This is a genomic window from Acinetobacter sp. YH12041, from assembly GCF_013419975.1.
GTDB lineage: Bacteria > Pseudomonadota > Gammaproteobacteria > Pseudomonadales > Moraxellaceae > Acinetobacter.
This window is the reverse complement of sequence record NZ_VOZC01000019.1, coordinates 1-24,742: the sequence shown is the minus strand read 5'-3', so window position 1 is coordinate 24,742 and position 24,742 is coordinate 1. Positions and strand designations below refer to the sequence as shown.

The 24,742-nt window shown below is 41.3% G+C and carries 23 protein-coding genes and 1 rRNA gene; 12 read left to right on the top strand and 12 right to left on the bottom strand.

Going from position 1 to position 24,742, the window contains the following annotated elements:
• Position 1 precedes the first annotated feature (1 nt).
• Together FTU00_RS12765 and FTU00_RS12760 are read right to left on the bottom strand one after the other, a co-directional pair.
• Positions 2-325 (bottom strand): proton-translocating transhydrogenase family protein, encoded by a 324-nt coding sequence (locus tag FTU00_RS12765; RefSeq protein WP_004783638.1) that lies wholly within the window; start codon positions 323-325, stop codon positions 2-4.
• An 11-nt stretch (positions 326-336) separates the two neighbouring features.
• On the bottom strand, positions 337-1,464 hold the full coding sequence (locus FTU00_RS12760) for a Re/Si-specific NAD(P)(+) transhydrogenase subunit alpha (protein WP_034170850.1): 1,128 nt from the start codon (positions 1,462-1,464) through the stop codon (positions 337-339).
• A 968-nt stretch (positions 1,465-2,432) separates the two neighbouring features.
• On the opposite strand from FTU00_RS12760, the gene FTU00_RS12755 reads away from it, so the two are divergent.
• Positions 2,433-3,620 (top strand): MFS transporter, encoded by a 1,188-nt coding sequence (locus FTU00_RS12755; protein WP_180179840.1) that lies wholly within the window; start codon positions 2,433-2,435, stop codon positions 3,618-3,620.
• A 6-nt stretch (positions 3,621-3,626) separates the two neighbouring features.
• Here FTU00_RS12755 and FTU00_RS12750 read toward each other — a convergent pair whose 3' ends face one another.
• The gene (locus FTU00_RS12750; RefSeq protein ID WP_180179839.1) at positions 3,627-4,271 is read right to left on the bottom strand and encodes a HEPN domain-containing protein; all 645 of its coding nucleotides are present in this window, start codon (positions 4,269-4,271) and stop codon (positions 3,627-3,629) included.
• A 294-nt stretch (positions 4,272-4,565) separates the two neighbouring features.
• Here FTU00_RS12750 and dusA point away from each other — a divergent pair, with 294 nt between their 5' ends.
• Positions 4,566-5,588 (top strand): tRNA dihydrouridine(20/20a) synthase DusA, encoded by a 1,023-nt coding sequence (dusA, locus tag FTU00_RS12745; RefSeq protein WP_159123087.1) that lies wholly within the window; start codon positions 4,566-4,568, stop codon positions 5,586-5,588.
• A 49-nt stretch (positions 5,589-5,637) separates the two neighbouring features.
• On the opposite strand, the gene FTU00_RS12740 is transcribed toward dusA, so the two are convergent.
• Positions 5,638-6,150 (bottom strand): hypothetical protein, encoded by a 513-nt coding sequence (locus FTU00_RS12740; RefSeq protein WP_180179838.1) that lies wholly within the window; start codon positions 6,148-6,150, stop codon positions 5,638-5,640.
• Between the two features lie 225 nt (positions 6,151-6,375).
• On the bottom strand, positions 6,376-7,650 hold the full coding sequence (gene coaBC, locus FTU00_RS12735) for a bifunctional phosphopantothenoylcysteine decarboxylase/phosphopantothenate--cysteine ligase CoaBC (protein ID WP_180179837.1): 1,275 nt from the start codon (positions 7,648-7,650) through the stop codon (positions 6,376-6,378).
• A gap of 113 nt (positions 7,651-7,763) precedes the next feature.
• On the opposite strand from coaBC, the gene radC reads away from it, so the two are divergent.
• Positions 7,764-8,459, top strand: coding sequence for a DNA repair protein RadC (gene radC, locus FTU00_RS12730; protein WP_180179836.1), 696 nt, complete (start codon positions 7,764-7,766; stop codon positions 8,457-8,459).
• Positions 8,460-8,531: 72 nt separating this feature from the next.
• Positions 8,532-9,443, top strand: coding sequence for a bestrophin family protein (locus FTU00_RS12725; protein ID WP_004783652.1), 912 nt, complete (start codon positions 8,532-8,534; stop codon positions 9,441-9,443).
• 78 nt (positions 9,444-9,521) lie between these two features.
• On the opposite strand, the gene FTU00_RS12720 is transcribed toward FTU00_RS12725, so the two are convergent.
• Entirely contained in the window at positions 9,522-10,373 is an 852-nt protein-coding gene (locus FTU00_RS12720) for a PHP domain-containing protein (protein ID WP_180179835.1), read from the bottom strand.
• A 44-nt stretch (positions 10,374-10,417) separates the two neighbouring features.
• On the opposite strand from FTU00_RS12720, the gene FTU00_RS12715 reads away from it, so the two are divergent.
• The 4 genes from FTU00_RS12715 to mnmC are packed head-to-tail and all read left to right on the top strand — an operon-like array spanning position 10,418 to position 13,831.
• Positions 10,418-11,029, top strand: coding sequence for a septation protein IspZ (locus tag FTU00_RS12715; RefSeq protein WP_180179834.1), 612 nt, complete (start codon positions 10,418-10,420; stop codon positions 11,027-11,029).
• A 28-nt stretch (positions 11,030-11,057) separates the two neighbouring features.
• Positions 11,058-11,360, top strand: a complete 303-nt coding sequence (locus FTU00_RS12710; protein ID WP_180179833.1) for a YciI family protein — start codon at positions 11,058-11,060, stop codon at positions 11,358-11,360.
• A gap of 5 nt (positions 11,361-11,365) precedes the next feature.
• Positions 11,366-11,884: a hypothetical protein gene (locus FTU00_RS12705; protein WP_180179832.1), complete on the top strand. Its 519-nt coding sequence runs from the start codon at positions 11,366-11,368 to the stop codon at positions 11,882-11,884.
• Between the two features lie 39 nt (positions 11,885-11,923).
• Positions 11,924-13,831: an FAD-dependent 5-carboxymethylaminomethyl-2-thiouridine(34) oxidoreductase MnmC gene (gene mnmC / locus FTU00_RS12700; RefSeq protein WP_180179831.1), complete on the top strand. Its 1,908-nt coding sequence runs from the start codon at positions 11,924-11,926 to the stop codon at positions 13,829-13,831.
• A 160-nt stretch (positions 13,832-13,991) separates the two neighbouring features.
• Here the strand turns inward: mnmC and FTU00_RS12695 are convergent, their stop codons facing one another.
• Entirely contained in the window at positions 13,992-14,306 is a 315-nt protein-coding gene (locus FTU00_RS12695) for a rhodanese-like domain-containing protein (protein ID WP_005233835.1), read from the bottom strand.
• A gap of 91 nt (positions 14,307-14,397) precedes the next feature.
• Between FTU00_RS12695 and FTU00_RS12690 the strand changes: the two genes are divergently transcribed.
• A complete protein-coding gene (locus FTU00_RS12690) occupies positions 14,398-14,886 on the top strand; it encodes a YajQ family cyclic di-GMP-binding protein (RefSeq protein WP_004783667.1) in 489 nt (162 codons plus the stop codon).
• 27 nt (positions 14,887-14,913) lie between these two features.
• Positions 14,914-15,417 (top strand): DUF4442 domain-containing protein, encoded by a 504-nt coding sequence (locus FTU00_RS12685; RefSeq protein ID WP_180179830.1) that lies wholly within the window; start codon positions 14,914-14,916, stop codon positions 15,415-15,417.
• A gap of 57 nt (positions 15,418-15,474) precedes the next feature.
• On the opposite strand, the gene FTU00_RS12680 is transcribed toward FTU00_RS12685, so the two are convergent.
• From FTU00_RS12680 to FTU00_RS12670, 3 genes are all read right to left on the bottom strand, one after another.
• On the bottom strand, positions 15,475-15,846 hold the full coding sequence (locus tag FTU00_RS12680) for an acyl-CoA thioesterase (protein ID WP_171523022.1): 372 nt from the start codon (positions 15,844-15,846) through the stop codon (positions 15,475-15,477).
• 75 nt (positions 15,847-15,921) lie between these two features.
• On the bottom strand, positions 15,922-16,356 hold the full coding sequence (gene trxC, locus FTU00_RS12675) for a thioredoxin TrxC (protein ID WP_004783672.1): 435 nt from the start codon (positions 16,354-16,356) through the stop codon (positions 15,922-15,924).
• Positions 16,357-17,253 carry an alpha/beta hydrolase gene (locus FTU00_RS12670; protein ID WP_180179829.1) on the bottom strand — a complete coding sequence of 299 codons (897 nt, stop codon included), beginning with the start codon at positions 17,251-17,253 and terminating at the stop codon, positions 16,357-16,359.
• A gap of 125 nt (positions 17,254-17,378) precedes the next feature.
• On the opposite strand from FTU00_RS12670, the gene FTU00_RS12665 reads away from it, so the two are divergent.
• Positions 17,379-17,714, top strand: a complete 336-nt coding sequence (locus FTU00_RS12665; protein WP_180105019.1) for a TIGR01244 family sulfur transferase — start codon at positions 17,379-17,381, stop codon at positions 17,712-17,714.
• A 214-nt stretch (positions 17,715-17,928) separates the two neighbouring features.
• On the opposite strand, the gene FTU00_RS12660 is transcribed toward FTU00_RS12665, so the two are convergent.
• Positions 17,929-22,698 carry a hypothetical protein gene (locus tag FTU00_RS12660; RefSeq protein WP_180179828.1) on the bottom strand — a complete coding sequence of 1,590 codons (4,770 nt, stop codon included), beginning with the start codon at positions 22,696-22,698 and terminating at the stop codon, positions 17,929-17,931.
• 172 nt (positions 22,699-22,870) lie between these two features.
• Between FTU00_RS12660 and FTU00_RS12655 the strand changes: the two genes are divergently transcribed.
• Entirely contained in the window at positions 22,871-24,268 is a 1,398-nt protein-coding gene (locus FTU00_RS12655) for a dihydrolipoyl dehydrogenase (protein WP_180179827.1), read from the top strand.
• Positions 24,269-24,464: 196 nt separating this feature from the next.
• Here FTU00_RS12655 and rrf read toward each other — a convergent pair.
• A 5S ribosomal RNA gene (gene rrf / locus FTU00_RS12650) occupies positions 24,465-24,579 on the bottom strand.
• Between the last annotated feature and the right edge of the window lie 163 nt (positions 24,580-24,742).

Here is a 24,742-nt window from a genome sequence, read left to right as displayed (position 1 = left end):
TTTAACCCTCTTTTTTCTTTTGCTTAGGTTTGAACATTTCCAGCATACGTGCAGTCACGGCAAAGCCACCGAAAATATTAATGCTCGCCAGAAATACTGCGATTGCCCCCAGTACACTCACCACGTTAATGGTCTGGAAATCCACACTGCCTTCAACGCCCACCATTGGCAGGCCAACGGTTTGAATCATTGCGCCCACGATAATGATCGAAGACAAGGCATTGGTCACCGCCATCAATGGCGTATGTAGTGCTGGTGTTACCCCCCAAACCACGTAGTAACCCACGAAGATGGCCAGGACGAAAATCGTAATTGTTTCAACCATGAGTCTGCTCCTTAACCACGTTTTAACAGCACTTGGCCGCCGTGAGTGACAAGTAGGGCTTTTTGAATTTCATCTTCCTGATTCAGGACAAAGTTCTTATCTGCATCAAAAAGTGTTTCAACAAAGTTATACACGTTACGTGCATATAGCGCTGACGCTTCAGTCGACACCGTTGATGGAATATTTGGAACACCCAGAATCTTCACACCATTTTCAGTCACAACAGTTTCACCGCACTTAGAACCTTCCACGTTACCGCCTGATTCCACTGCCATATCCAGAATCACTGAGCCTGGTTTCATCTTGGCTACAGTTTCAGCACGGATTAAGCGTGGTGCATCACGACCTGGTAACAATGCAGTGGTAATCACGATATCGGCATTCGATACCGCTTTATCGACAATCGCTGCCTGATCCTTGATGTACTGTTCACCTGGCATCCAGCCATAACCGTTTTTAGCTGCTTCATCAGCACGTGCCTGCTCTTCAGGAGACATTGGCACGTCTAGCCATTTACCACCCAAAGACTCAACCTGATCTTTGGCAGTCGGACGAAGGTCAGTTGCTTCTACGACTGCACCCAGGCGTTTCGCTGTTGCAATTGCTTGAAGGCCTGCTACCCCGACACCCATGATCACGACACGAGCCGGTTTTACCGTACCTGCCGCTGTCATCAGCATAGGGAACATGCGCTGATATTCAGCAGCAGCTAAAAGCACTGATTTATAACCTGCAAGGTTCGCTTGCGAAGACAATACGTCCATGTTTTGCGCACGTGATAGAGTACGTGGCAAAAGCTCAAGAGCAAATGCAGACACATTCTGTGCCGCGAACTGGTCAAGCTCGGTATTGCGGTATGGGTCAAACATCGCTACAACCGTGGTGTTGGCTGACAGCTTTTGAATTTCCTCACCCTTCGGTGCACGAACTTTCAAAACTATCTGGCTACCGGTGTAGGCATCATCCGTAATTTTGGCACCAACTTGCTCATAGGCACTGTCGATGTAAGCAGCTTTAACACCTGCTCCACGTTCGATCACCACACTATGACCAGCGCTGATCAATTTCTTTACTGTCTCAGGCGTCGCAGCGACGCGATTTTCACCGACGACAGTTTCGGCTGGAATTCCAATCTGCATGAGCGTCCCTCAAGCTAATTTTTTCTTAAGTAAACACCGTGATTTACGGTGCTTCCCCTCAGGATGAGTTTTTGTTGAATTTTTGGATTCTAATTAAACTTCTAGAAATTACTACCTATTATTTATTTAATAAATACCCATATTTTGAACTGACGATTCATAAAAATGATGCTGTCATATAGCATTTATTAGATCAGCCTGATTATTTTGATTTGCTGAATTTATAAACGATATTCATTCTCTTGAACGATGACTGTTTTCCTGGTTATTTTTTATTAGATTACTTTTTGTTTTATTTTGTTACATTGATCATTCTGACAGATATTTCATTTTTCCTGCTCAGCAAATCTTTATTTCAAATGAACTGATAAAGCCTAAATTAAGGCACTTTTCTAGGGCAGTTTTCTGTTTTTGACTTTTTTGACAAATTTAATCTACTTTGAACTATTCATTTTTAATATCTAAAAATACTGTTTTCCTATAACTTTTTCATTTTTTACTCATAAAAAATATGAATTGATGATGAAAAAATTGATTGGGGATTCACTTATTTGACTTATTCAGCTCAAGTCTTAAGACCCACCTGAAATAGGTGAAAAAAATATTCTGCAACATTTATTATATTAATACTCAGTCCACTGTTAGATTTACGAACTCTTCATTTTGCACCAATTTTGGGCAATCACTGATTCAGATTGATCTCTGTCACTTGGTCTTAAATGAGATGACTTAATACAAAGCGCTTCCACGTACATTTTCTTAAGTGAAAAAGTTAAATTTCTAGCGAATTTTCATCTCTTATCAATCCAGAAAAGTACTTTTTTGTGGCATTTCTCTTGTATGAGTTTGAGTACTTTGCACTATTTTTCTACTTTTATCCTGACGGGTTTTCGCCTATAGTGCCTGCAACTTCTGCATCATCTTTGATGTTCTTTATAAAAATTCTCCCTGAGCTTAAGGTACTTGCCATGTCTCCTCCTCTCGATATCAGTCAAAATAAATCTCTGTTATGGCTGATGGCGATCGCATGTGGTTTATGTGCAGGTGCAAACTATTATTGCCAACCGCTCATCTCCTCGATTCAGCAATATTATCAGGTACCAGAATCCCAAGTGGCGCTGACCGTGACCTTTGCGCAGGTGTCTTATGCCTTGGGTCTGCTGTTTATTGTGCCTTTGGGAGACATGCTGAATAAGTCCAGACTCATTCCCTTTTTGATGTTTGGTGCCGCCTTAGGTTTGCTGATCTGTGCCACAGCAGTCAACCTGCCGATGCTCTGGGTGGGGACTATTATTGCCGGGCTATTTTCTGTTGCTGCCCAGATTCTGATTCCTTTAGCTACGATGGCTGTCCGACCTGAAAAAACCGGAGAAGTGGTCGGTTTTCTCATGAGTGGCTTATTAGTCGGTATCTTATTGTCGACCAGTATTGCCGGATTGCTTTCTGACCTGTTTCACTGGAAAACCATTTATGCGCTCAGCAGTATGGCACTGCTGGTTTTGGGCTTTTATTTAAAAGGACAATTGCCCAGCATGCCGCGTATGCGTATCAGCTATGCAGCAATTTTTAAATCCATGGGTATGCTACTGCGTGAGGAACCGCGACTGGGCTTACGCTCCCTGATTGGTACATGTGCCTTTGCAGCCATGAGCATGCTGTTTTCAACCATTGCCCTGCTGCTGACCCAGAAACCTTTTCATCTTTCTGATGTGATGGTGGGCCTAGTAACCCTAGTTGGTGTTTTCGGTGCGCTATCGACTCAAGTTATAGGTAAATGGGCAGATCGTGGTTATATCAAGATCCTGACCTGGATTGGCTGTTCAATTCTGGCAGGAAGCTGGCTATTCTTATATTTTGGTGGCGTGTCCCTGCTCAGTTATATTCTGGGTTATGCCCTGATTAACTTAGGTCTGGCGATTACTCATAGCTGTAATCAGAACGTGATTTTCCGCTTGCGCCCAGATGCCAAATCACGACTGAACTCTATTTACATGACGCTGTATTTTATTGGTGGTGCCTGTGGTTCAGCTCTGGGGGTATATGCCTGGCATCATGGTGGCTGGAGCATGACCTGTCTGTTTGGACTTGGCTTGGCACTATGCGCCGCCCTGTTTGCGTTGATTGATCAATGGCAACAACATCGAGCAAAAGCTTAAACCGATTTAGCTGACTTGTACCACTGGGTAATAAGGTTTACCCGAATCCCAAGTCGCTGCATTTTCCAAAAGAATGCAGATAAAAGTGGGCAGCAACCCGGCCAGAACCCGGCAACTGTCTTGGAGCTGTTTGACGTTAAATGAGCTCTGATAAGTCGCACCGCCCTGCATAAGCTGATAATGCAAGGTGGAAAGACGGTTAAAAATCACCAATAAGATTTCACTTAAATTCCGTTCCTGTACAGCCTTTTGTATTTTCTGCTTTTGCTGGTCTAATGCTTCACGACAGCTTTCCAGACTGACTTTATGATGGCGATAATCCCAGAAACCTTGATCGGTATAAGGGCTATCCAGTAGCGCAGAAATTGGCTGGCTGTATTTTTCCCAGACAATATGCTGAAGTTTTTGTTCCACATCTTTTTGACAGAGGGTTTCCAGAAATTGATGCAGGCTTTGTTGATCCTGACGAACCTCTGTTTCTTGTGCATAAATCGAATTAAAACTGATCCACAGGCTAATAAACTTAAACTCTAATTCCTGATCCAACTCTAATGCTTTTTTAAACCAGCTAAGTCCCCGTTGAATCCGTAAATTAAAATAGTCTGAATGCTGAGGTTTTTTGCTTTTATAAATCTCCTCCAACATGAGCATCGTTATTCTCCTTATTTATCTCGTTTTCTTTATCTTAATCTTAAATATCTCAAAATATAGCATTGCAGAATGACTGGGAGTTTATTTTTTCAATTCCCACAGTTTCTCTTGTTAAATATTTTTATTGGAATGACAGTTATCGTTCCTCATGCAGTTCAGCCTTTGGTCATGCAAATTTTATGCTAGTATTACGCCCTCTTTTTGCAGTACTGCTTTTTTGAGCAGATTTCCAGCAATTCCTGCTCATTCTTGTACTGCTATTACTCTTCCATTTCATTTAAGGCGTGATTTTGAATGACTGATCTCAGCACCATTGAAAACAAACTTCAACCTCGCATCAGTGTTGCGCCGATGATGGACTGGACCACCAAAGATTATCGTTTCTTTGCGCGCCTGTTTAATCCAAATGTCATTTTATATACCGAGATGGTGACTACGGGCGCCATCATTCATGGCGATGCCAAACGCCATCTGGACTTCAATCAAGAAGAACATCCGATTGTGTTACAGCTCGGCGGTTCCAACCCTCAAGATCTGGCAACTTGTACTAAAATGGCTCAGGACTGGGGTTACAATGAAGTTAACCTGAATGTCGGCTGTCCGAGTGATCGGGTACAGAATAATAAAATTGGTGCCTGCCTGATGGCTGAACCTGATCTGGTCGCAGAATGTATTGATGCAATGCGTAATGCCGTGGATATTCCGGTCAGTGTGAAACACCGCATTGGTATTGATGACATGCATTCTTATGAAGAAATGCTGCATTTTGTGGATACGGTCGCCAAAACCGGTTGCGATAACTTTATTGTGCATGCCCGAATTGCTTTACTCCAAGGTCTTTCACCTAAAGAAAACCGTGAAATCCCGCCACTACGCTATGAAGATGTTTACCGTCTGAAGCAGGACCGTCCGAAACTGACCATTGAAATTAATGGCGGAATTAAAACTTATGCAGAAACGCTTGAACATCTCAAGCATGTCGATGGCGTGATGATTGGCCGCGAAGCCTATCACAACCCGTACCTGTTAGCTGAGCTGGGTCAACTATGGAATCTCGAAGCACCGGACCGTTTTGAGATCATGCAACAAATGCTGCCTTATATTGCCCAACGTATGGCTGAAGGTGCACCATTGTCAATTATTACCCGTCATATTTTAGGTTTATTTCAGAACTTACCAGGTGCACGTAAATGGCGTCAGGCTTTAAGTGGTGGCAATGCCAAAACGCTAAAAGATGTAGAAACAGCATTATTAAATATTCAGGAAGCCATGCAGCGCACTGAAGATTATCTGCGTGAACATCAAGTTCAGCCTTAAAATCAAAAAGCACCGAGACCCGGTGCTTTTTTATGACCTAAAATAAAAATTAGTGGGTATAGGCCGTAATATTTCCGACCGGAATCGGTTCTTCATCATAGGAAGCCGCTTGCAGGACAGGTTCTGTAACTGGACGGACATCTGGCCCTAACTCAATATTGGTAGGTTCATGCACAGGTTCCAGATCATCAAGTGATGAGGCCAACTGTTCCAGTTCACGATCCAGTTGCTGACGATATTTTTCAATCTCGATTTCATCGATAAAGGCAAAAGCATCGTCTTCAATGGCCCAGCTATAACCACCATTCACCTTTGAAATTTTGACATTAATGGGATATTCATTGCCCTGATAATTCAGATGTGAAACTGCATCAAACTCATTGCCTTTGCGATGGCGGATTTTTACATTTACCACAGTCAGACGATAATGCTGATAATTCGGATTGGCATTAAATTCTTGCTGCATTTGTCCTTGAATATTTCTGGCCAGTTCATCAATCGATACAAAATAGCTGCATCCAGCCAGACAGGCGATCATCAATATCATTATGATTTTTTTCATCCCGCCCCCTTGTGTTCTCTCACTGCTTTACAGATGTGTAAAACTTTTCATCTTTGGATTATTCTGTGATCCATTTTATACTTTTTTTAAATAAATGAATAAATAAATAAATCCTTAGTCTATAAAGTCGTTTTTATTTTTATATCGTTCTGACTTTTTAACTTTATGGTAAAAACCCTATAAAAAAGCCCTGAACCAGTCAGGACTTTAACTGTCATTTAAAACTTAAAAATCATCTTCTGCAGCAGGATCATGGTGCAAGGCATCATGGATCGCTTCAACTAACTGCTGAGCAATTTCCTGTTTAGAGGCTTTGTCCAGATCACGCTTGTCCAGATGATAGTGTTCGGCAAAGAATACCGTCATGGCATTTTCATCGGATGCAAAGCCAATATCCGCACGCGAAACGTCATTGCAGGCAATCATATCCAGTTTTTTAGCCACCAGTTTGCCCGCTGCATATTCTTCAATATTTCGGGTTTCTGCAGCAAAACCTACCATAAATGGACGTTTTTCCTGCTGTGCGATGGTCGCCACAATATCCGGATTCTTTATTAAAGCGACATTCAGCTCATCGCCTGCTTTCTTGATTTTATGCTCGGCTACCTGTGCGACACGATAATCAGCTACTGCAGCGGTCGCAATGAAGATGTCACAACCCTGCTCCAGCATTTGCATGCTTTCATTCAGCATTTGCACTGCCGAAGAAACATTTTTACGTTTGACGCCATTTGGGGTATCTAGGCTCACCGGACCAGCAATCAGGGTGACATTCGCTCCAGCTGCATAACAGGCTGCTGCCAATGCAAAACCCATTTTCCCGGTACTATGGTTGGAAATATAACGTACCGGGTCAATCGCTTCACGGGTCGGACCAGCTGTAATCGTGACTTGCTTGCCCGCCAGCATGCCAAATTTTTCTGCAATCGCGCGCTGAGCTTTATGGAAATATTCTGTGACCTGACGTGCCAGCTCTTCCGGCTCCGGCATACGGCCCAAGCCTACATCACCACAAGCTTGTGAACCGGCATCCGGCATAATCACATGTACGCCATCTTCAATCAAAGTCGCAAGATTACGCTGGGTTGCTTTGGCAGCCCACATCTGCTGGTTCATGGCTGGTGCGACCCAGACCGGTGCATTGGTTGCCAGATACAAAGTGCTCAGTAAATCATCTGCAAGGCCTGCTGCAAATTTTGCCAGCGTGTCGCAGCTGGCTGGCGCAACCAATAACAGATCAGCCCAACGTGCCAGCTCAATATGCCCCATGCCTGCTTCAGCTTCAGGATCCAGCAACTCGGTATGTACCGGATTGCCTGACAAGGCTTGAAAGGTCAAAGGGGTAATGAAAGCCTGTGCGCCTTGAGTCATGACAACCCGCACATTAAACCCGGCATCTTTCAGACGGCGAACCAGAATGGCACTTTTATAGGCAGCAATACCGCCAGTGACTGCTAAAATGATATTTTTATGAGGAATTACATTTAGATCAAAGCTCACGAACAGCTTACCTTTCTGTTGCAGTGGGGCTCACAATAGCATTAAATAATTGCATTCCCAAGAGATCAGCTTCAGGGAAAACTCATAATTCATAATAAATAAGTCTAATAACTATGCAATTTTCAATCAAAAACTGGCCTGAACTGGAACGGCCGCGGGAACGTTTAATTCAATATGGGGCAGAAAGTTTATCTGATGCGGAACTGCTGGCCATTTTTCTCCGATCAGGTTCACAACAGCATTCAGCCGTAGAATTAGCACGGCTACTGATTCAACATTTTGGTCATCTAACTGCTTTACTCGATGCACCCTTAGAGGAAGTCAGCCAGTTTCATGGCATGGGCATTAGCAAATACACTCAGCTAATGGCTGTTAAAGAATTAGGACGGCGTTATATTGCCGAGCATCTTAAACAGGATGCCTTTGAACTGAGTAATTCAAAAAGACTGCGGGATTATTTACGTTTCGAATTACTGGGGGAAAATCAGGAAGTGTTCGCGGTCCTGTGTCTGGACGCCAGTTTAAGGAAAATTGCATTTAAAAAGCTGTTTTATGGTTCTGTGAATGCATGTGATATTTCGATTAATCAGTTGCTCAGATATGCCATTACCCAACAGGCAACTTCAATTGTGATTGCGCATAATCATCCCTTGGGCCAAGCCACTCCTTCTAAGGCTGACCTGTATCTGACCCGCCAGATTCAACAGGCATGTCGACTGGTCGATATCCGTTTAATTGACCATTGCATCATTGCTCTGGAGGGCAGTTTTTCCTTTGCTGAGCAGCAACTCATCAAACCTGAAGTCTAAGGGGGAATAGCACTTGACAAAGCAGCTACAACTCAAGAAGATCATGAAAAAAAATTGTGATGATTCCAATAAATGATCGTACGTGACCAGCAGAACGTTTTTAAATTATTATTTTCCTGGCGAGGAACGATTTTACCTAAGGTTTTACCTCCTTTAGGCGTGGTCATGCTGATTTCAGCCATTATTGGTGGTTTTTCACGTGTAGGTTATTTTCATTTTCCAGAACTCCCTCTCGTCGGCTTTACCCTCATCGGCGTAGTGCTGTCTATCTTTCTCGGATTTAAAAATACTGCTTGTTATGACCGCTGGTGGGAAGCACGTAAACTCTGGGGTATTCTGATTGCCAATGCACGTCATTTTGACCGTGACTGCCGGATGTTGTCTCAAGGCCGTCGTGAACGTGTGATTCAGCACGTCATCGTTTTCGCAAATGTCCTGCGGGACCGTCTGCGCCATCAGACAGCTAATCCGACTGAGCTAGTGGAAACCAGTGGAATGAGCCAGCAAGCAATTACTCAGCTTTATCAACAGGCCAATGCCCCGCAATATACTTTAAGTCTGATTCAATGGGAGCTGATGCAGGCTCTCAAAGAAGGTGAAATCTCTGACATCATTTATATGCAGATGAATAATCATGTCGCTGAACTGAGTATTGTGCAGACAGGTTGTGACCGGATTGCGACGACTCCTTTACCTTTTGCTTATTCGGTTCTGCTGAATCGTACTGTTTATTTCTTCTGTTTTATTCTGCCATTTAGCCTTGGTGCAACCTTAGGTTTATTCACCCCTTTTCTGGTCGGCATTCTCGCTTATACCTTCCTAGGACTGGATGCTTTAAGTTCAGAAATTGAAGAGCCTTTTGGCACCCAAAGCAATGACTTACCACTTGATTCTATGGTTCGTACTATTGAAATTGAGCTGTTAGGAACGTTGGGTAAACCAACGCCACCACCAATTCAGGCTCAAGATAATAATTTGCTTTAATAGGTTACCTCTCTTATCCAAAGAGAGAATTCCTTCACGTTGGGATGGGTAGCAGTGTTGCGACTACTGCTTAACTCATTAAATAAAACTCTCCCAGATCCCGATCTGCCCTGGTTTTAGGCTTGGGACTTGGCCCAGTTTAATCCAAGGCATATTATCGCCATGAAAATCACTTCCTATTGATACTTTAAGGCCTTGCTCTGCAATCATCCGGTCGACCATCTGACGGGTTGAACTTGGATCAATAGCGGGCGGCAACTCCACCGCATCTCCACCAAACTTGGCGAAGATCTCGATCAGATAACGAATATTAGTCGCGGATAAATCATAACGGGTTGGATGCGCCAGCACGGCAAAGCCACCGCTGTCATGTATGACCTGAATAGTATCTTCCAAGCCCAGACCATCAAATTTGACATAGGCCTTTTTACCTTCCTTGATGTATTTATCAAAAGCCTGTTGTGGACGGGTCACAATGCCTTTTTCTACCAGCGTTTTGGCAATATGGGTTCGGGTGACCCGATCAGGAATATTGTCGACTTTGGCAATCACGTCAGCATAAATATCCTGGTCTATTAAAGGAACCAGAAGATCACAGATCTGTTTAGAGCGTTCGGCACGAATGATCTTCTGCTGATTGAGGGCTTTTTGTAACGGCTCAGGATTCTGAACATTGAGTGCCACAATATGCACGCCATAATTTTTCTTGGTCGCAGGACGTGACCACTGGCTGGAAATCTCGACTCCAGAAATTATCTTAATCTCATGATTTTTGGCAGCTTCTTCAGCCAGCACTAAACCGTCCATCGTGTCATGATCAGTCAGGGCCAAAGTATGGATAAGTTTGTCCGCAGCCGCTTCGACCAATTGCTGAGGACTCAAAGTTCCATCAGAAATATTACTATGTGTATGTAAATCTACGCCGTGCATCTCTATACTATGACATTTATTTGATCAGATTTAGATACTCTAACATGAAAGCACTTTTAGACTTTGTGCCACTCATTATTTTCTTTTATTTATATAAAACTGTAGATCCGAAAGACACTGACCATCAACTTTTACAATTGATCGGTTCTGCGGGGGGTGTCGACAATAACAATATTCTCGTTGCAACTACGGGTCTGATCATTTCCATGCTGGTGGTCTATGGTGCGTTATTTGTCATGCAAAAATTCCGCCTAGACAAACAGCAATGGATCGTTCTGTTTATGACGGTGATCTTCGGTGGTATTACCTTGATGCTCAGCGACGATTTCTATATCCGTCTTAAAGCAGTTCTACTAAATCTGGTCTTTGCTGGTGTCTTCCTGTTATCGCCATGGTTTAGCAAAGATAAGAAGCCACTTATCCAGCGCCTGTTTGGTCCGGTATTCAATTTGAGCGCCAAAGGCTGGCTTAAATTGAACTATGCCTGGGTCGGTATGTTTATCCTTATGTCATTTCTGCATACTTTCTTCGCCTATTTATGGATGGATGGAAAATATTGGGGCGAATTTACTGCATTCGGTGACATGATTGTGATGTTTTCCTTTATCATTATTCAGTTTATTGTATTGCGCAAATACTTTAGAACAGCTGAATAAGTCCAACTACAAACGATAGAGAGTCATCATGCCATTATTCGTCGTTAGCTGTACCGACCGGGAAGGTACAGTTGAAAAACGCCTTGCGATTCGTCCACAACATCTTACACGTCTGGAACAGTTAGATGCTGAAGGCCGTCTGATTGTTGCAGGTGCCATGCCTAAAGATCCAGCCAATCCCCAAGCCGGTTTCTATGGCAGCACCATCATCGTTGATTTTGACAGTCGTGAAGCACTGGATGCATGGTTACAGGATGAGCCCTTCCTGAAAGAAGGCGTGTACGCGCATATTGATGTGAAACCATTTAATAAAGCATTTCCTAAAGGATAAGGTTCATGCGCGCTGTTACCGCCAGTTTCATTGGCTTTTGTTTCATGATTCCTTCTGCTTGGGCTGTTGAAGTTTCTGCTCCAGTTGCCCCGGCTACACAGCCAGCAGGTACTCCTGTCCAAGCTGTTACCACACAAGCCCCTGTTCAGGGCGCTTCTGCACAGAAGGCTGGAATTATTCCAGCAGTTGCAACAACTGCTCAGACTGTTCAGCCGACTGAGAAAAAGCCGCTCACTGCAGAAGAAATCGCCAAGCAGAAAGCCCAGCAAGATGCCAAAGTCAAAGCTTTAGTCAAAGATCAGGCAACGCGTCTACAGCAACTGGAAAAAGCCAATCTGGAAGCCCTGTCACAAAATCAGGAATTACAGCTCAAGAACGACAATCTGGGGGTTCAGGTACAGGTCCTACAAAGTGAACGTAGTGCCCAGATGTTTCTCTACGGCGCTGCAACTTTGGCAGTCGGTGTATTACTTGGCTTTCTGATCGCGAGCTATGTTTATACCAAACGTCGCCGTCAGTGGTAATCTATAAGCCGTCCAAATATCTTTAAGGTTGTACCCGTTTTGTCGCATGCAATTCAAACTGCCGATCTGGATTGGCAATTGGTGGATGGCATTGATGTGCCTGTGTCCAAGCAATTTGGTGATGTGTATTTTTCCAAAGACAATGGATTGCTGGAAACCCGGCATGTCTTTTTAAATGGTAATGACCTTAGTACCCGCCTGGCCGATTTAAAACCTTTTGCATATTTCTGTGTCGGTGAAACGGGTTTTGGTACAGGTTTAAATATTCTGGCGTTATGGCAGCTCTGGCAACAGGTTCGTCCGGATAATCAAAGTCATCTGCATGCGATTTCAGTAGAAAAGTTTCCGCTTTCTAAAGCAGATTTAGTCCGTGCCTTAAATGCCTGGCCAGAATTGAAACCACTAGCAGATCAACTCATCTCCCAATATCCAATGCCGATTGCCGGTTGTCATCGTCTCAGCTTTCCTGAAGAGCGTTTCAGTCTGGACCTGTGGCTGGGAGATGCACATGATGTCTTTCCTGTCATTGAAAAAACTGCACCAGTTAATGCCTGGTTTCTGGATGGCTTCGCACCTTCATGTAATCCGGATATGTGGGAAGAAAATGTTTTAAATAATATCGTGCGTTTATCCGAGATTGGGACGACTTTTGCTTCTTTTAGCGTTGCAGGTGTCTTAAAACGTGGTTTAAAACAGCACGGCATCTCTATTTCCCGTCCACGTGGATTTGGCCATAAACGTGAAATGCTGAAAGCGATCTGGAATCCTGTTGAAGAAAATAAAGACAGTGAAACGGCTTTAGAACAGGAAATTACTCAAAAAAAAACTGAACCAGATCTAGAGAGTCTTACCAGACCTCGTCAAATCGCTGTGATTGGCGCTGGAATCGCAGGTTTAAGTACGGCATGGGCATTCACTCAGCGTGGTCATCAAGTCACGATTTACGACCAGTCAGCACCGCTTTCAGGCGGTTCCGGCAATCCCCTTGCCCTGATCAATCCTAAACTGTGTCCAGTTGAGCAAAGTGCTGAACATCTGATGACGGTGGCCTGGCAGCATGCCTTAATTCATTATCAGAAATTTAAAGCTTTTCGCTCAATTCAGGTCAATCAGCTTGCCTTAAAAAATCCTGAACAGCTTTTAGGATTGGCAGATGAATATCCCACAGAAATTCTTGCTGCTCAAAGTGCAGCAGACCAAGAGATTCAAACTGAATTTCCAGCTTTAAAACTATTAGCAGCGGGTGCAGTTTCACCTCATCAACTGCGTGATGAAATTCTGCAGCATCCTCTTATTCAGTATAAACAAGCCAAAATTAGTCATATTGAGGCTGCTGAACAGCCTGCGTTATTTGCAGAGCAGCAATCCTTAGGCAAGTTTGATCACATCATTGTATGTACCGCACGTGATACCCAGCAATTCTTTGAACATTATCCAGTCCTGAAACCGATTCGTGGACAGGTCAGCTGGGTCAATAATCAAGATCAGCCATTGAATCAGGATACAGCCTATAGTTACGGCGGTTACTGTATGCAGCTCAATCCAGAACAACTGATTTTGGGTGCTTCATTCTATCCAGGCCGGGATGATGCAGAAGTCTTAGTAGAAGATCATGTGCATAATTATGAACTTATCCACAGTGTCTTTCCTGAATATGCACAGTTATTACCCTCTACCGAAACCTGGCAAGGTCGAGCAGCAGTACGCGCCCAGAGTCAGGATTATTTTCCCTTGCTCGGTAAGATGAATGTAGATCAAGAAGTTTACAGTTTTGCGGGTCTTGGCTCTAAAGGTTTTCTATTTGCACCACTGTGTAGTGAAATTCTGGCAGCCCAGATTTTGGGAGAAGCCTGCCCCGCACCTTCAAACTTGGTAAAAAAACTCGACGTAACACGTTTTCAAAAGAAGGTAAAAGCCAAGAAGCCTTATTTTAAGCCTCAAAATTAAAGAGCTCCTCCCTTTAATAAAGAGTGAGGAACACTGTTCCGCAAGGGAGGAAGTTTTAGAAAGAGTTTAATTCCCCTAAATCCTCCTTTAAAGAAGGGGGACTTTGAAGAAATCCAGACAACAAAAAAGCGCCCTTAGGCGCTTTTTTTCACAAGGTCAATTATGCACCTTGTTCCAGTGGCATACCTGCATCACGAGCAGCACGAGTACCACCCATCAGGATGACATATTCACGTGAGCTGTCAAAACCTTCTAACTTTTCAGCTGCACGTGGAGCTTTACTCCCACCACCACATAAAATGTAAATCGGTTGATCCGCTGACACCTGAGTCAGGCTATCTGCTGAAAGATCGTTAATGGGCTGATTGACCGCCCCTTTCACGTGTGCTTCAGCATAAGCACTTGCATCTCGTACATCCCAGATTACAGCATTTTCTGGGAACTCAAATGTTGTAATTTCTTGTTTACGGATCATTGCGCACTCCTTTGATGTAAACAACACTTGGCAAATGAAGAAAACATCCCTAGCATCTCAGATATTCTTTCCCTTTGTAAAGGTCTAAACTATGCCTTCTTTCGATATTGTTTCTGAATTAGAAATTTTTGAAGTAAATCATGCAGTTCAAAATACCCAAAAAGAGATTGCAACCCGCTTCGATTTCCGTGGACAGGATGTTTCTATTGAACTGAATGAAAAAAACAAGGAAATCAAAATTAGCACAGAAAGTGATTTCCAATGTGAGCAAGTGTATACCATGCTGGAAAACCATTTCTTCAAGCGTAAAGTGGATATTCAGGCGCTAGATCCACAAAAAATGACCGCTTCAGGCAAAAATGTAGTTCAAGTGATCAAGCTTAAAGATGGCCTTGACTCTGATACTGCGAAAAAAATTAATAAGGCCATTAAAGAAAGTGGTATTAAAGTGCAATCTTCAATTCAGGGTGACAAGATTCGTGTGACTGATAAAAAACGCGATACCTTGCAACAAGTGATGGCATTCCTGAAAGAACAACAATTCGGTCTGCCTTTACAGTTTAACAACTTTAAAGACTAAGATATTTCAACGTCTGTAGATGGAATTATGGCAAAGAGCAACCGACTGACCAAACTGGTCAAAGCGACATCAAGATTACCGCAAGGTATACGTACTGCTTTATTAAGTAAGACCTTTGGCCGAGTGGTTCCAATGGTTGGCTCTTCCAAGATTCGCTATCAGGAAATCAGTGCAGCCAAAGTTGTGGTGAGTATGGCCAATCATAAGGCCATGCAGAACCATATCGGTCAGATTCATGCATGTGCGATGGCACTGCTGGCAGAAACAGCAACCGGCTTTGTGACTGCGATGAATGTACCTGACAGCGCAGTGGTTCTGATTAAAAGCCTAAAAGTGGACTTTAAGCGTCCAACCAAAGGTGCCATGACTGCGGTGGCTACGTTGACTCCTGAACAGCAGCAATTGATGCAAAGTTCAGAAAAAGGTGAAACGCTAGTACAAGTTATTGTAACTGATGAATCTGGTGAAGCACCGATTCAATGTGAAATGCTCTGGGCTTGGATTGCCAAGAACCAGTTGAAGCCAGGCTAATTTCAATACAGACAAAAAAATCCCAGATTATTGATCTGGGATTTTTTATTTAATGAATTATGAGTTCTGCTGAGATTCTGCAAATTTCTGTTTTGCTTCATCTGGAATTGGACGTTTATTGCCTTTGACATCCACTGCGACAAAGGTAAATACCCCTTCAGTCACGCGTACAGGTGCACGTGAGTTATCATGACTGTCCCATACTTCGATTTGCATCTGGATTGAAGTATTACCGACTTTTAGAATTTTGGTATAGCAGCTAATGACATCGCCGACTTTCACAGGAACCAGGAAGGTCATCTGGTTAATCGAAATCGTTGCACAGCGTCCTTTACTAAAGCGCTCTGCATGAATTGCTCCCGCCAAGTCCATTTGTGAAACAATCCAGCCACCAAATACATCTCCACTCCAGTTGGTATCCGCAGGCATTGCAATCGTCTGCAGGGAAAGTACTCCCTCTGGTTTAATATGAGAATCTGTCACTTGAACTCCAGGCTTTTTAAATTAGGATTGAGCATTATTTAACTGCTGATCAAGCCACTTTTGTAGTTCGCTTGAACGTAATGCACCGCTTATTCTAGCAATTTCATTGGTTTTATTCATCAAAACCAGCGTCGGAATACTACGTACATTAAATGCTGAGCTTAATCGCGGATTGGCTTCGGTATCAATTTTAGCAAATACCACTTGTGGATTTTCTTTTGCTACAGCAGCAAAATGCGGTGCCATCATTTTACATGGACCACACCAGTCTGCCCATAGATCAATCAGGATGGGAAGATCACTATGGGTGACAAACTGACTAAAGTTCTGTTCATTTAGCTCAATCGGCGCTAATGGAACTAAAGCTTGATGACACTGACCACATGCTGGATCGGCCGTTAATTTTTCTTCAGGCACACGATTTTTAGCCTGGCAATTCGGGCATACAATGATCATCTAGCGCACTCCAATATGTTGATGTAAGAATTCTAATTGGGTCGAGACTGCTTTTTCAAACCATTCACTATGATAAATATCAAAATGCCGCATATTCCACTCATGATATTGTACAAATGGTGCAATATTGGTTGCGGTTTCCCGACTGGCTTCAATGGGAATCAGGCTGTCTTGTTGTGCTGCGATAAACAGGACAGGAATAGTGATTTTGCGGACTTCCTGAATAGGACGATATCGCATCAATTTAAAGAATACCCGGGCTGGGATATGACCACTCCAGTAATAATCTGGATTCACAATGGATAGATATCCTTCATAACTGTCTTGTGTCGGCATAAAACAGAGTTCATGACGATCAACCACCGGCAAGGTCTTGGGCGTCATTCCTACCTTTGCCCCCATATAATCCTGACTGGAAATCTTCAGGGCTTTGGGCAATTGCTGCAAAGGATAAAGTTTGGCACTTTCTGCACCATCAACAAAGGGTACCTGTACCATTACCGCCTGAATATTTTTTAGTTCTGCGGCCAATGTCAGTACATGCCCGCCACTTAATGCCGTTCCCCATAACACAATCCGTTTGGCATCAATCGATTTACGTGCCTGCAAATGCTGGATCATGGTACGCCAGTCTTCAAGTTGAGCACCGATCGATACCAGTTCACGCGGACGCCCGGTACTGCCTCCCCAATAGCGATAATCAAATAGAACTACCGCATAACCTGCACTAGCAAAACGTTGGGCATATTGCACCAGTTTAAAATGACGTAAAGCAGCCAGGCCGTGAGCCATCAGGATCACAGCTGGTTTGTCAATCTGTTGAGGACGATAGAAATCCGCAGCAATCACTTCCTGACCGCTTTTGACATACAGTGGTTCGACTGTATAGGCGTACATACGCGCTCCATTGCGTTATTTTATAGTTGTAATCGTTTATAAATTTTTCAGAACTAGGCCATCATGTTTTCAGCTTAATGCTATCATAAAGCATATCAAGATAAATGACATAATGGAGTGACATCATGAGCGAAAATGTAGGCTTTGCTGGCCAAATTGGTCCTGAACATATCTCTCAAGTAGTTGAAAAAGGTTTCAAATCAATTATCAATAACCGTCCGGATATGGAAGGTGGCCCTGAACAGCCAACCAGCGTACAAATTGAGGAGGCTGCTCGTAGTGCAGGTCTAGATTATGTCTTCCAGCCAGTAGTTGCTGGCCAGATTACCGAGCTTGATGTGCGCACCTTTGCTAACCATTATAACGAATTACCAAAACCGATCTTGATGTTCTGCCGTACAGGAAATCGCTCCAACAATTTATATCAGCTGGCGAAACAGATGGATCTACTGGATAACTAAGGTATTTAGGGGGAATGTACTTTTAGTCAACCTCTCCTTTTAATTTCAGAGATCGACCTATGAATAAATTCTTACTGGTTATATGTTGCAGTCTTGCATTGACAGGTTGTAGTTCCATGAATTTTAAGCCTACTGTGGGTGTCAGTGTGGGAACTTCTATGTAACTTTTAAAAAGAAGTTCTCAAAAAAACAGCGCCGAAGCGCTGTTTTTTTATTAAGGGCAAGATGTCGTATTAATTCCGTATGGACTTTCTTTATTTGGCGCAGAACTACCATTTGCCAAATAGTCAGAAGTTGCAGCAGGTAAAGTAAATGTAATATTACCTCGAGTAGGTATCTGTGCCAATTCAGCTGTTGCTTCGATATTCACTGTAAGCCAATGTGCATTTGCTTTAGGATATTCTATAGTGAAATCAAAACGACCAGCTCCATCTGTGCGATATTTTGCCCCTTCATTAGTCGTTTGTGCATCCAAGAATCTTACCACTCGCAATGCTTGACCATTTGCAGTCCATGTAGATGTATTTACATTACATGAAATTGCAGTATTTCGAGTCAATGCAGTATCTGGAGTCACTCCGTTTAAAGCATAATAGAAAGTACCTGGTGCAATCCATGCTTTCATATCAGTAAATGGATATTCCCCTCCTACAGGGTTACGAAGAATTTCATATAGCCATTGACCTTTTGTATATTGTGTTGGCCGAGTTGTTAAAATTACATCCTGATTAGCAATAGGTTTTCCATCAAGATCTACCAATTGGGCAGAACCTTTAAGGTTATAATAAATATCTAAACTTTCTTCGAGTGCAACACTCGTTAGTGAATTAGAAATATTTATCGCTATTGAACCCTGTGTTTGAGCTACAGTACGTACTACAGGAATATTAAATGGTTCTGTAATTTTAAGATTATTTTCATCTATTACAGTTGCATTAATATTTAAGCCGTCTGCCAACAAGTTATTAATATCTGAAGCATTTAAAAGTCGCTCATCTAAAACAAGTTTAAATTTAGCAAAGCCAGATTCATCACTTTCAACAGTTGAAGGGCCAGAAACATAGCCTAAATTATTTGGTAAACTTAAAGTAACTGCTTTGCCTGTAACACTGGTTCCATCTATATCGGATACAAGAACCGAGAGTTCAAATTGATCACCGCGAACATTTATACGGTTCTTATTGCTTAAAAATTTTAATACTAATTGTGGGGCTTGGGCAGTTGGAGTACGAACAGTAAGCACACTACTTCTACGAATTTGTTTACCTGCAGTATTTGAATGTGTAGCAAGTAAGTTTATTGGAGTAGTTACAGAATTGGCAGATATTACTACTTCAAAAGTAGCTTCACCAAATTCATTCGTGACAACAGTAGAGCCGCCACGGATTGTTGCATTTGGATTACCTTCTAATTTAAGCGTTACAGGCTGCTCCTTAACACCACCGTTATTATCATCCAGAAGTTTGAGTGTTACTAAAGCTGAATCACCGCTATTTACTAAAGAGGTTTTTGAACGTTGAATATCAAGGTGATTAGTATTAAAAACCTCGTTAACATCAATAGTTAGCTCTTTACCTCGTTTTTCACCATTTGGTAAGGTGATTGTTGCACGAACAATAATCCCATCACGCAGCAAACGGGTACGCTGTTCAGCTGTTAGAGTAGTAGGTACAGTCAATGTAGCTTTAGCATTACCATTTACATCAACAGCATAAGTAGCAGCATTCAAACTTAAACCATTAATTGCACCATTTACAATTTCCAGATTCACTGGATAACCTGTAACTTTAATATCATTACTAACCACTTTAATACCAATATCAAGTGTATCGCCTGTTTCTAATACTGTGGCTTTAGATTTAGAAAGACTTACATCTAATGCTTGCTGAGGGACAGTTACTTGAATTTTATTCACTTGAGTTACAGTAGTACCGTTGCTTGAATTTAATGTCGACACAGCATAAGTAATACCAGACTTAATTAAGTCCTCTTCAATCGAACCTGGGGCTACAGTTACTTTAAAGTATGCATAACCTTGAGCGTTCGTTACACTAGAATTTTGATCAACTGTGATGCGAGAAGAAACATTTTGAGTTAAAGCGAAAGCAACAGACTTGCCTTCCAGTCCTGTACCTTTTGCATCTACAGCCCGAACAGCAACAAGTACCTCTCCACCGAGACCACTGACTGTTGGTGCGCTTGCATTAATCAGTATTTGGTTAACTAACGTAACTGGTGTTGCAGGCTCTGTTACCATTACTCGATAAGTATTATTAATTGATACACCATCAGTACGTTTATGAACGGCAGCTAATGTAATGCCACTTTCTACAAGATTTTTAATTGCATCTAAATTTTGAGCATTTACATTGATAGTAAAAGTTGCAATACCGGAGTCATTCGTTTTAACAGTATTAGCACTAGTAAAAGTTACACCATTTTGTATTGCAACTTCATTTAATCCTAGACCAATAGATTGATTTTTAGCTGGTGTACCATCTGTATTAAATGCTTGTAAAGTAAAGGTAACTTTTTTATTTCCTGCTGCAACTACAGTACCGGTATCTGCAGTAATTTGAATACGTTGGAGTTGGACAGCCGTCGACTCATTATTCGAATTTTTTAAATATAATTGAGTAGTATTAAGCTTATCATCTACAGATGCCTTTAACTTAACCCCGCTACCTGACGTTAATTTTGAGATTAATCGTTCATCAGCTGTAGTATTGTATGACAAAGTAAATTCTGCATACCCATCTGGGCCTGTAGGTTTTTCTGAACCACCAACAATTGAAAGAGGAATTATACCGTTAAGTATCAAATCAGATAGATTTGCAATTGATAGTTTTACAAGCTGGCCAGCTAAGGTAGCACCTTCTGAATTCAATGCTTTCACACGAATAGTTGTCTGGCCAGATTTAACAACATCTAAAATCGCATCTTGCTGTAATGAGTCTATAGCAACATATGCCACACTATCTTTCGAACTAGCTACTAAATCTTCTTGTACTTGAATCAACATGCTATTTGTTACAGTGGTTTTATCAGCAATGATTGTCGATACACCTATTCCGATACCTTGTTGTACAAGATTCGCTATTGCAGCAGCATTAACAGCATTTACTTTAACTGTAAAAGTAGCCTGACCCTTATCATTTGTTGCTTGAGTATTTGAGCCTACAAATGTAACTCCATTTTTTACAGCATTTTCACTTAAAGCAAATGCAATGATTTTTTGAGCAGCAGGTTGCCCAGCATTGTTGATTGCTTTTACTGTTATCTCAAACTCACCATCTTTAGCAGCAACTACTCCTTTGGTGGCCATTAACTCTAGTCGTTGAATATCAGACAATGGGTCTTGTACTTCAGTTTTAGAACTAAGCGTGATAGTTTGCGTTTGATTTATAACTTTATTTTTAGTGTTAACATGACTAACAGCTAATTTTATGCCTTTTTCTTTCAGCTCATCAAATATTTGTTTGTCATCTAGTTTATTAAATACTAAATTAAAAGTTACCTCCCCTTTTTCATTAGTTGTTTGAGAAGATGAATTATCAGCGATAACCCCTAAACGTTCAGACTCGATAATATTTAATTGAATTCCTTGATTAGCAACGGCTCCACCATATTCATCTACAGCCTTAATAGTAACTTGACCATTACCTTCTGAAATATCTAAGTGATTTGTTAAAAAAGTTAAATTAGTTACAGCTTCATTCATATTTGATACAGCTGTTAATTTGTGCTGCTGCACTACTGACTTATTTAATACATCAACAACCGTTGCTTTAAGAGAAACTCCAAATTCTGCTAATCTTTTTTGCGCACTTGCACTATTCTCTCCAATAGTAAGATCGAATCTTGCAATACCATTTTCATCCGTCGTTACGATAGTCTTAGTAATATTTGCACCATACGTACTAGCATTTACAACTTCAACGCTGTCACCAATTTGCTTAATAGTGTCAGCTATCTCTAATGCTACTTTCTGGTTTTTAACAGGCAACCCTTCAGGATTGAGCACATAAATATCAATAGCTGCACTACCATTAGATGCATTAATTTTATTATTAGAAATATCAGTATTAAAAATAACTTTATCTACAATACCAACTGCAGAACGAACCGCAAGATTGGAAGTTTGAGTTGCAACTGCACCTTCACTATCTACTAAAATGGCATTCAAGGTTAAGCCATCTTTTACCAATGTTTGTCGATCAGATTCTTTACCTGACAATAGTTTTAATTTAAATGTCGCATAACCATCATTATTTGTGGAAAGTTCTGATTGTCCAGAAATAGAAAAAATATTTTGCTGATCTTTAGGAACAGATAATGAAATCTTTTGATTTGGTACTCCACCGCCATTAACATCTCTAGCTCGTAGTTTAATTTCAGTTTCACCACCTGTTACATTAATTGCATTAATTGGTTCAAATACTACTTCAAGTTTACTTTGAGCAACATTTTCGGTACCGCCTGTAATGCCAATTAAATGTGATTGAGTAATAGTAGTCCCAACAATTGATCCTGTTAGATTAAGATTCTTAATATCAGCTGTAATTTCAGGAATAGTAAGTGTAAAACTTGCATAACCTGACTCATCTGTAGTTTTAACTGAGGCATCACTTGTAATATTATATTTATCAAAATCTTTAATAGATAATTTGACTTCACGACCCGCGATACCACCGCCATCTTTATCAACAGCTTGTAATTTTACAATAAGTGTATCGCCTTTACGGGTAATATTTGTTTTTACATTATTCTTTTCATCAAAAGAGCTAATAACAAGCGCTGCAACCTCCTTTAACTCAGTTTGCTCACCATTATTACCGGTTGAATTGCCTCCACCAGTATTTCCTGAAGAACCGTTATCATAATAACCGTCACTTCCACCACCACCACACGCCACTAAAGAAATTGACGTTGCCAAGATTGTTGTATTGACCCCAAGTTTTTTTAAATTTATAAACAAACTCATGTTTTTTCCCACTGCATATAATAGTTAAGCTGCCATAAAAGTTAATCTTCTGGCTTTTACACAAAATTTACTCAAAATAGCAAAAATAAGCAATCTAGTTACATAATTTACATCAGAAACATTGTAAATCATGCATATAAATATTCATGTTCTGAGAATTGGTAAACAATTTATGTATGACATTATTATTATCGGTGCAGGCACAGCAGGAATTAGTGCTTATAAAGAAGCTATTAAATATACCCAAAATATTTTAATTATTAATGCCGGTTCATGGGATACAACATGTGCTCGTGTAGGCTGTATGCCGAGCAAGCTTCTGATTTCTTCTGCTAACCGTATGCATGAGATTAAAACTGCAAAAAATCTCGGATTACAGCATGATGCAGTAATAAATACTTCTGTTGTTATGGAGCGCTTACATAAGCTTCGTGATCATTATATTCGGGCCACTTTAAAAGAAGTAGAACAATGGGATTCAGCCCATAAGGTATCTGGCCACGCCAAATTTACTAATACTCAAACAGTCCAAGTAGAGGGAAAATATTATCAAGCTAAAAGTTTTATTGTTGCAGTAGGCTCTCGACCAAATTTTGATGCTACCTTAAAAGATAAATTAGGAGATAAACTCCTGACATCTGATGAAATCTTTGAGCTTTCACATTTACCCAAATCCTTAGCAGTGATTGGTAGTGGCGTTATTGCAATTGAATTGGCTCAAGCCATGCAACGTTTAGGAGCGCGTATTACTATGTTTGCTCGTAGTCAGAAAATAGGTGCACTCACTAGTCCAACTCTACAAGCTTTGGTTAGAGATCAGTTAAATAACGAGCTGGATATAAAATTTAAAACGCTACCTAATCAAGTCAAACTCCTTAATAATCAGGTGGAAATTGACTATATAAAGAATGATCAAAAGCAAAGTCTTGAAGTAGATTATGTACTCTCAGCTACTGGACGTAGTTCTAATTTAGATCGATTAGGTTTGGAAAAAATTAATCCTGAATTCCAAGATGTTAAAAAGCTACCTATTAATAAAAAAACCAAGCAATTAGCAAACTTGCCTATTTTTATTGTTGGCGATGCAGCCCCTGATGTCCCAATTCAACATGAAGCTGCCCACAATGGTAAAGAAATAGTCCAAAACTGCTTGAATTTTCCAGATGTTCAACCTATTTCTGCCCTAACTCCTTTGGCAATTGTATTTAGCCAACCAGAAATGGCTATTATTGGACAAAGTTTCAAACAGTTAGAGGAAAAAAATGCAGAATATATTAGAGGCTTTGTATCTTATGAAAGACAGGGACGCGCGTTAATTCTTGCAGAAAATAAAGGTGGAGCTGAAATATATATAGATAAAAAGTCAGGAAAATTATTAGGTGCTGAACTATTCTGCCCTCAAGCCGAACATCTAGCACACATACTAGCCTGGATGATTGATGCAGAGCAGGATATTCATCAGATTCTGGCAAAGCCTTACTATCATCCGACTTTAGAAGAAGGGCTAAGAACAGCATTTAAACATGCTCGTCGTCAGCTTGATCAACAGGAAGTAATTGACAATTCTTAAATATCTTAAAGAAGGATAGATAAAATTTAATTACTTCAAACAATATGGTGCAGCTAATAGCTCTGAAGTTTTGGCTGCACCTTGTTACTCTTTAACTCTTTTTTTAGATCATAAAGTATCAATAGAAAAATCTATAACCATGAAATCCCACGCATAAAAAAGCCCCCTGCGTGAGCAGAGGGCTTTTGGAATAATGAGCTGGCGATGACTTACTCTCACATGGGAAACCCCACACTACCATCAGCGCTAAGAGGTTTCACTTCTGAGTTCGGGAAGGGATCAGGTGGTTCACTCTTGCTATGGTCGCCAGCACAACTGGTATGCTTACTCGCTATGGTCTTATTTATGTTGCTTGCGCTTCGTTTGCCTAGCTTTCTTCAAATAGAATGCATTAACAGATGTATCTGAGTCGTAGTAGTTTGTTCGATTAGCTTAACTAAATCAAGTTTTCGTCTGATCGTTAGATCAATATGA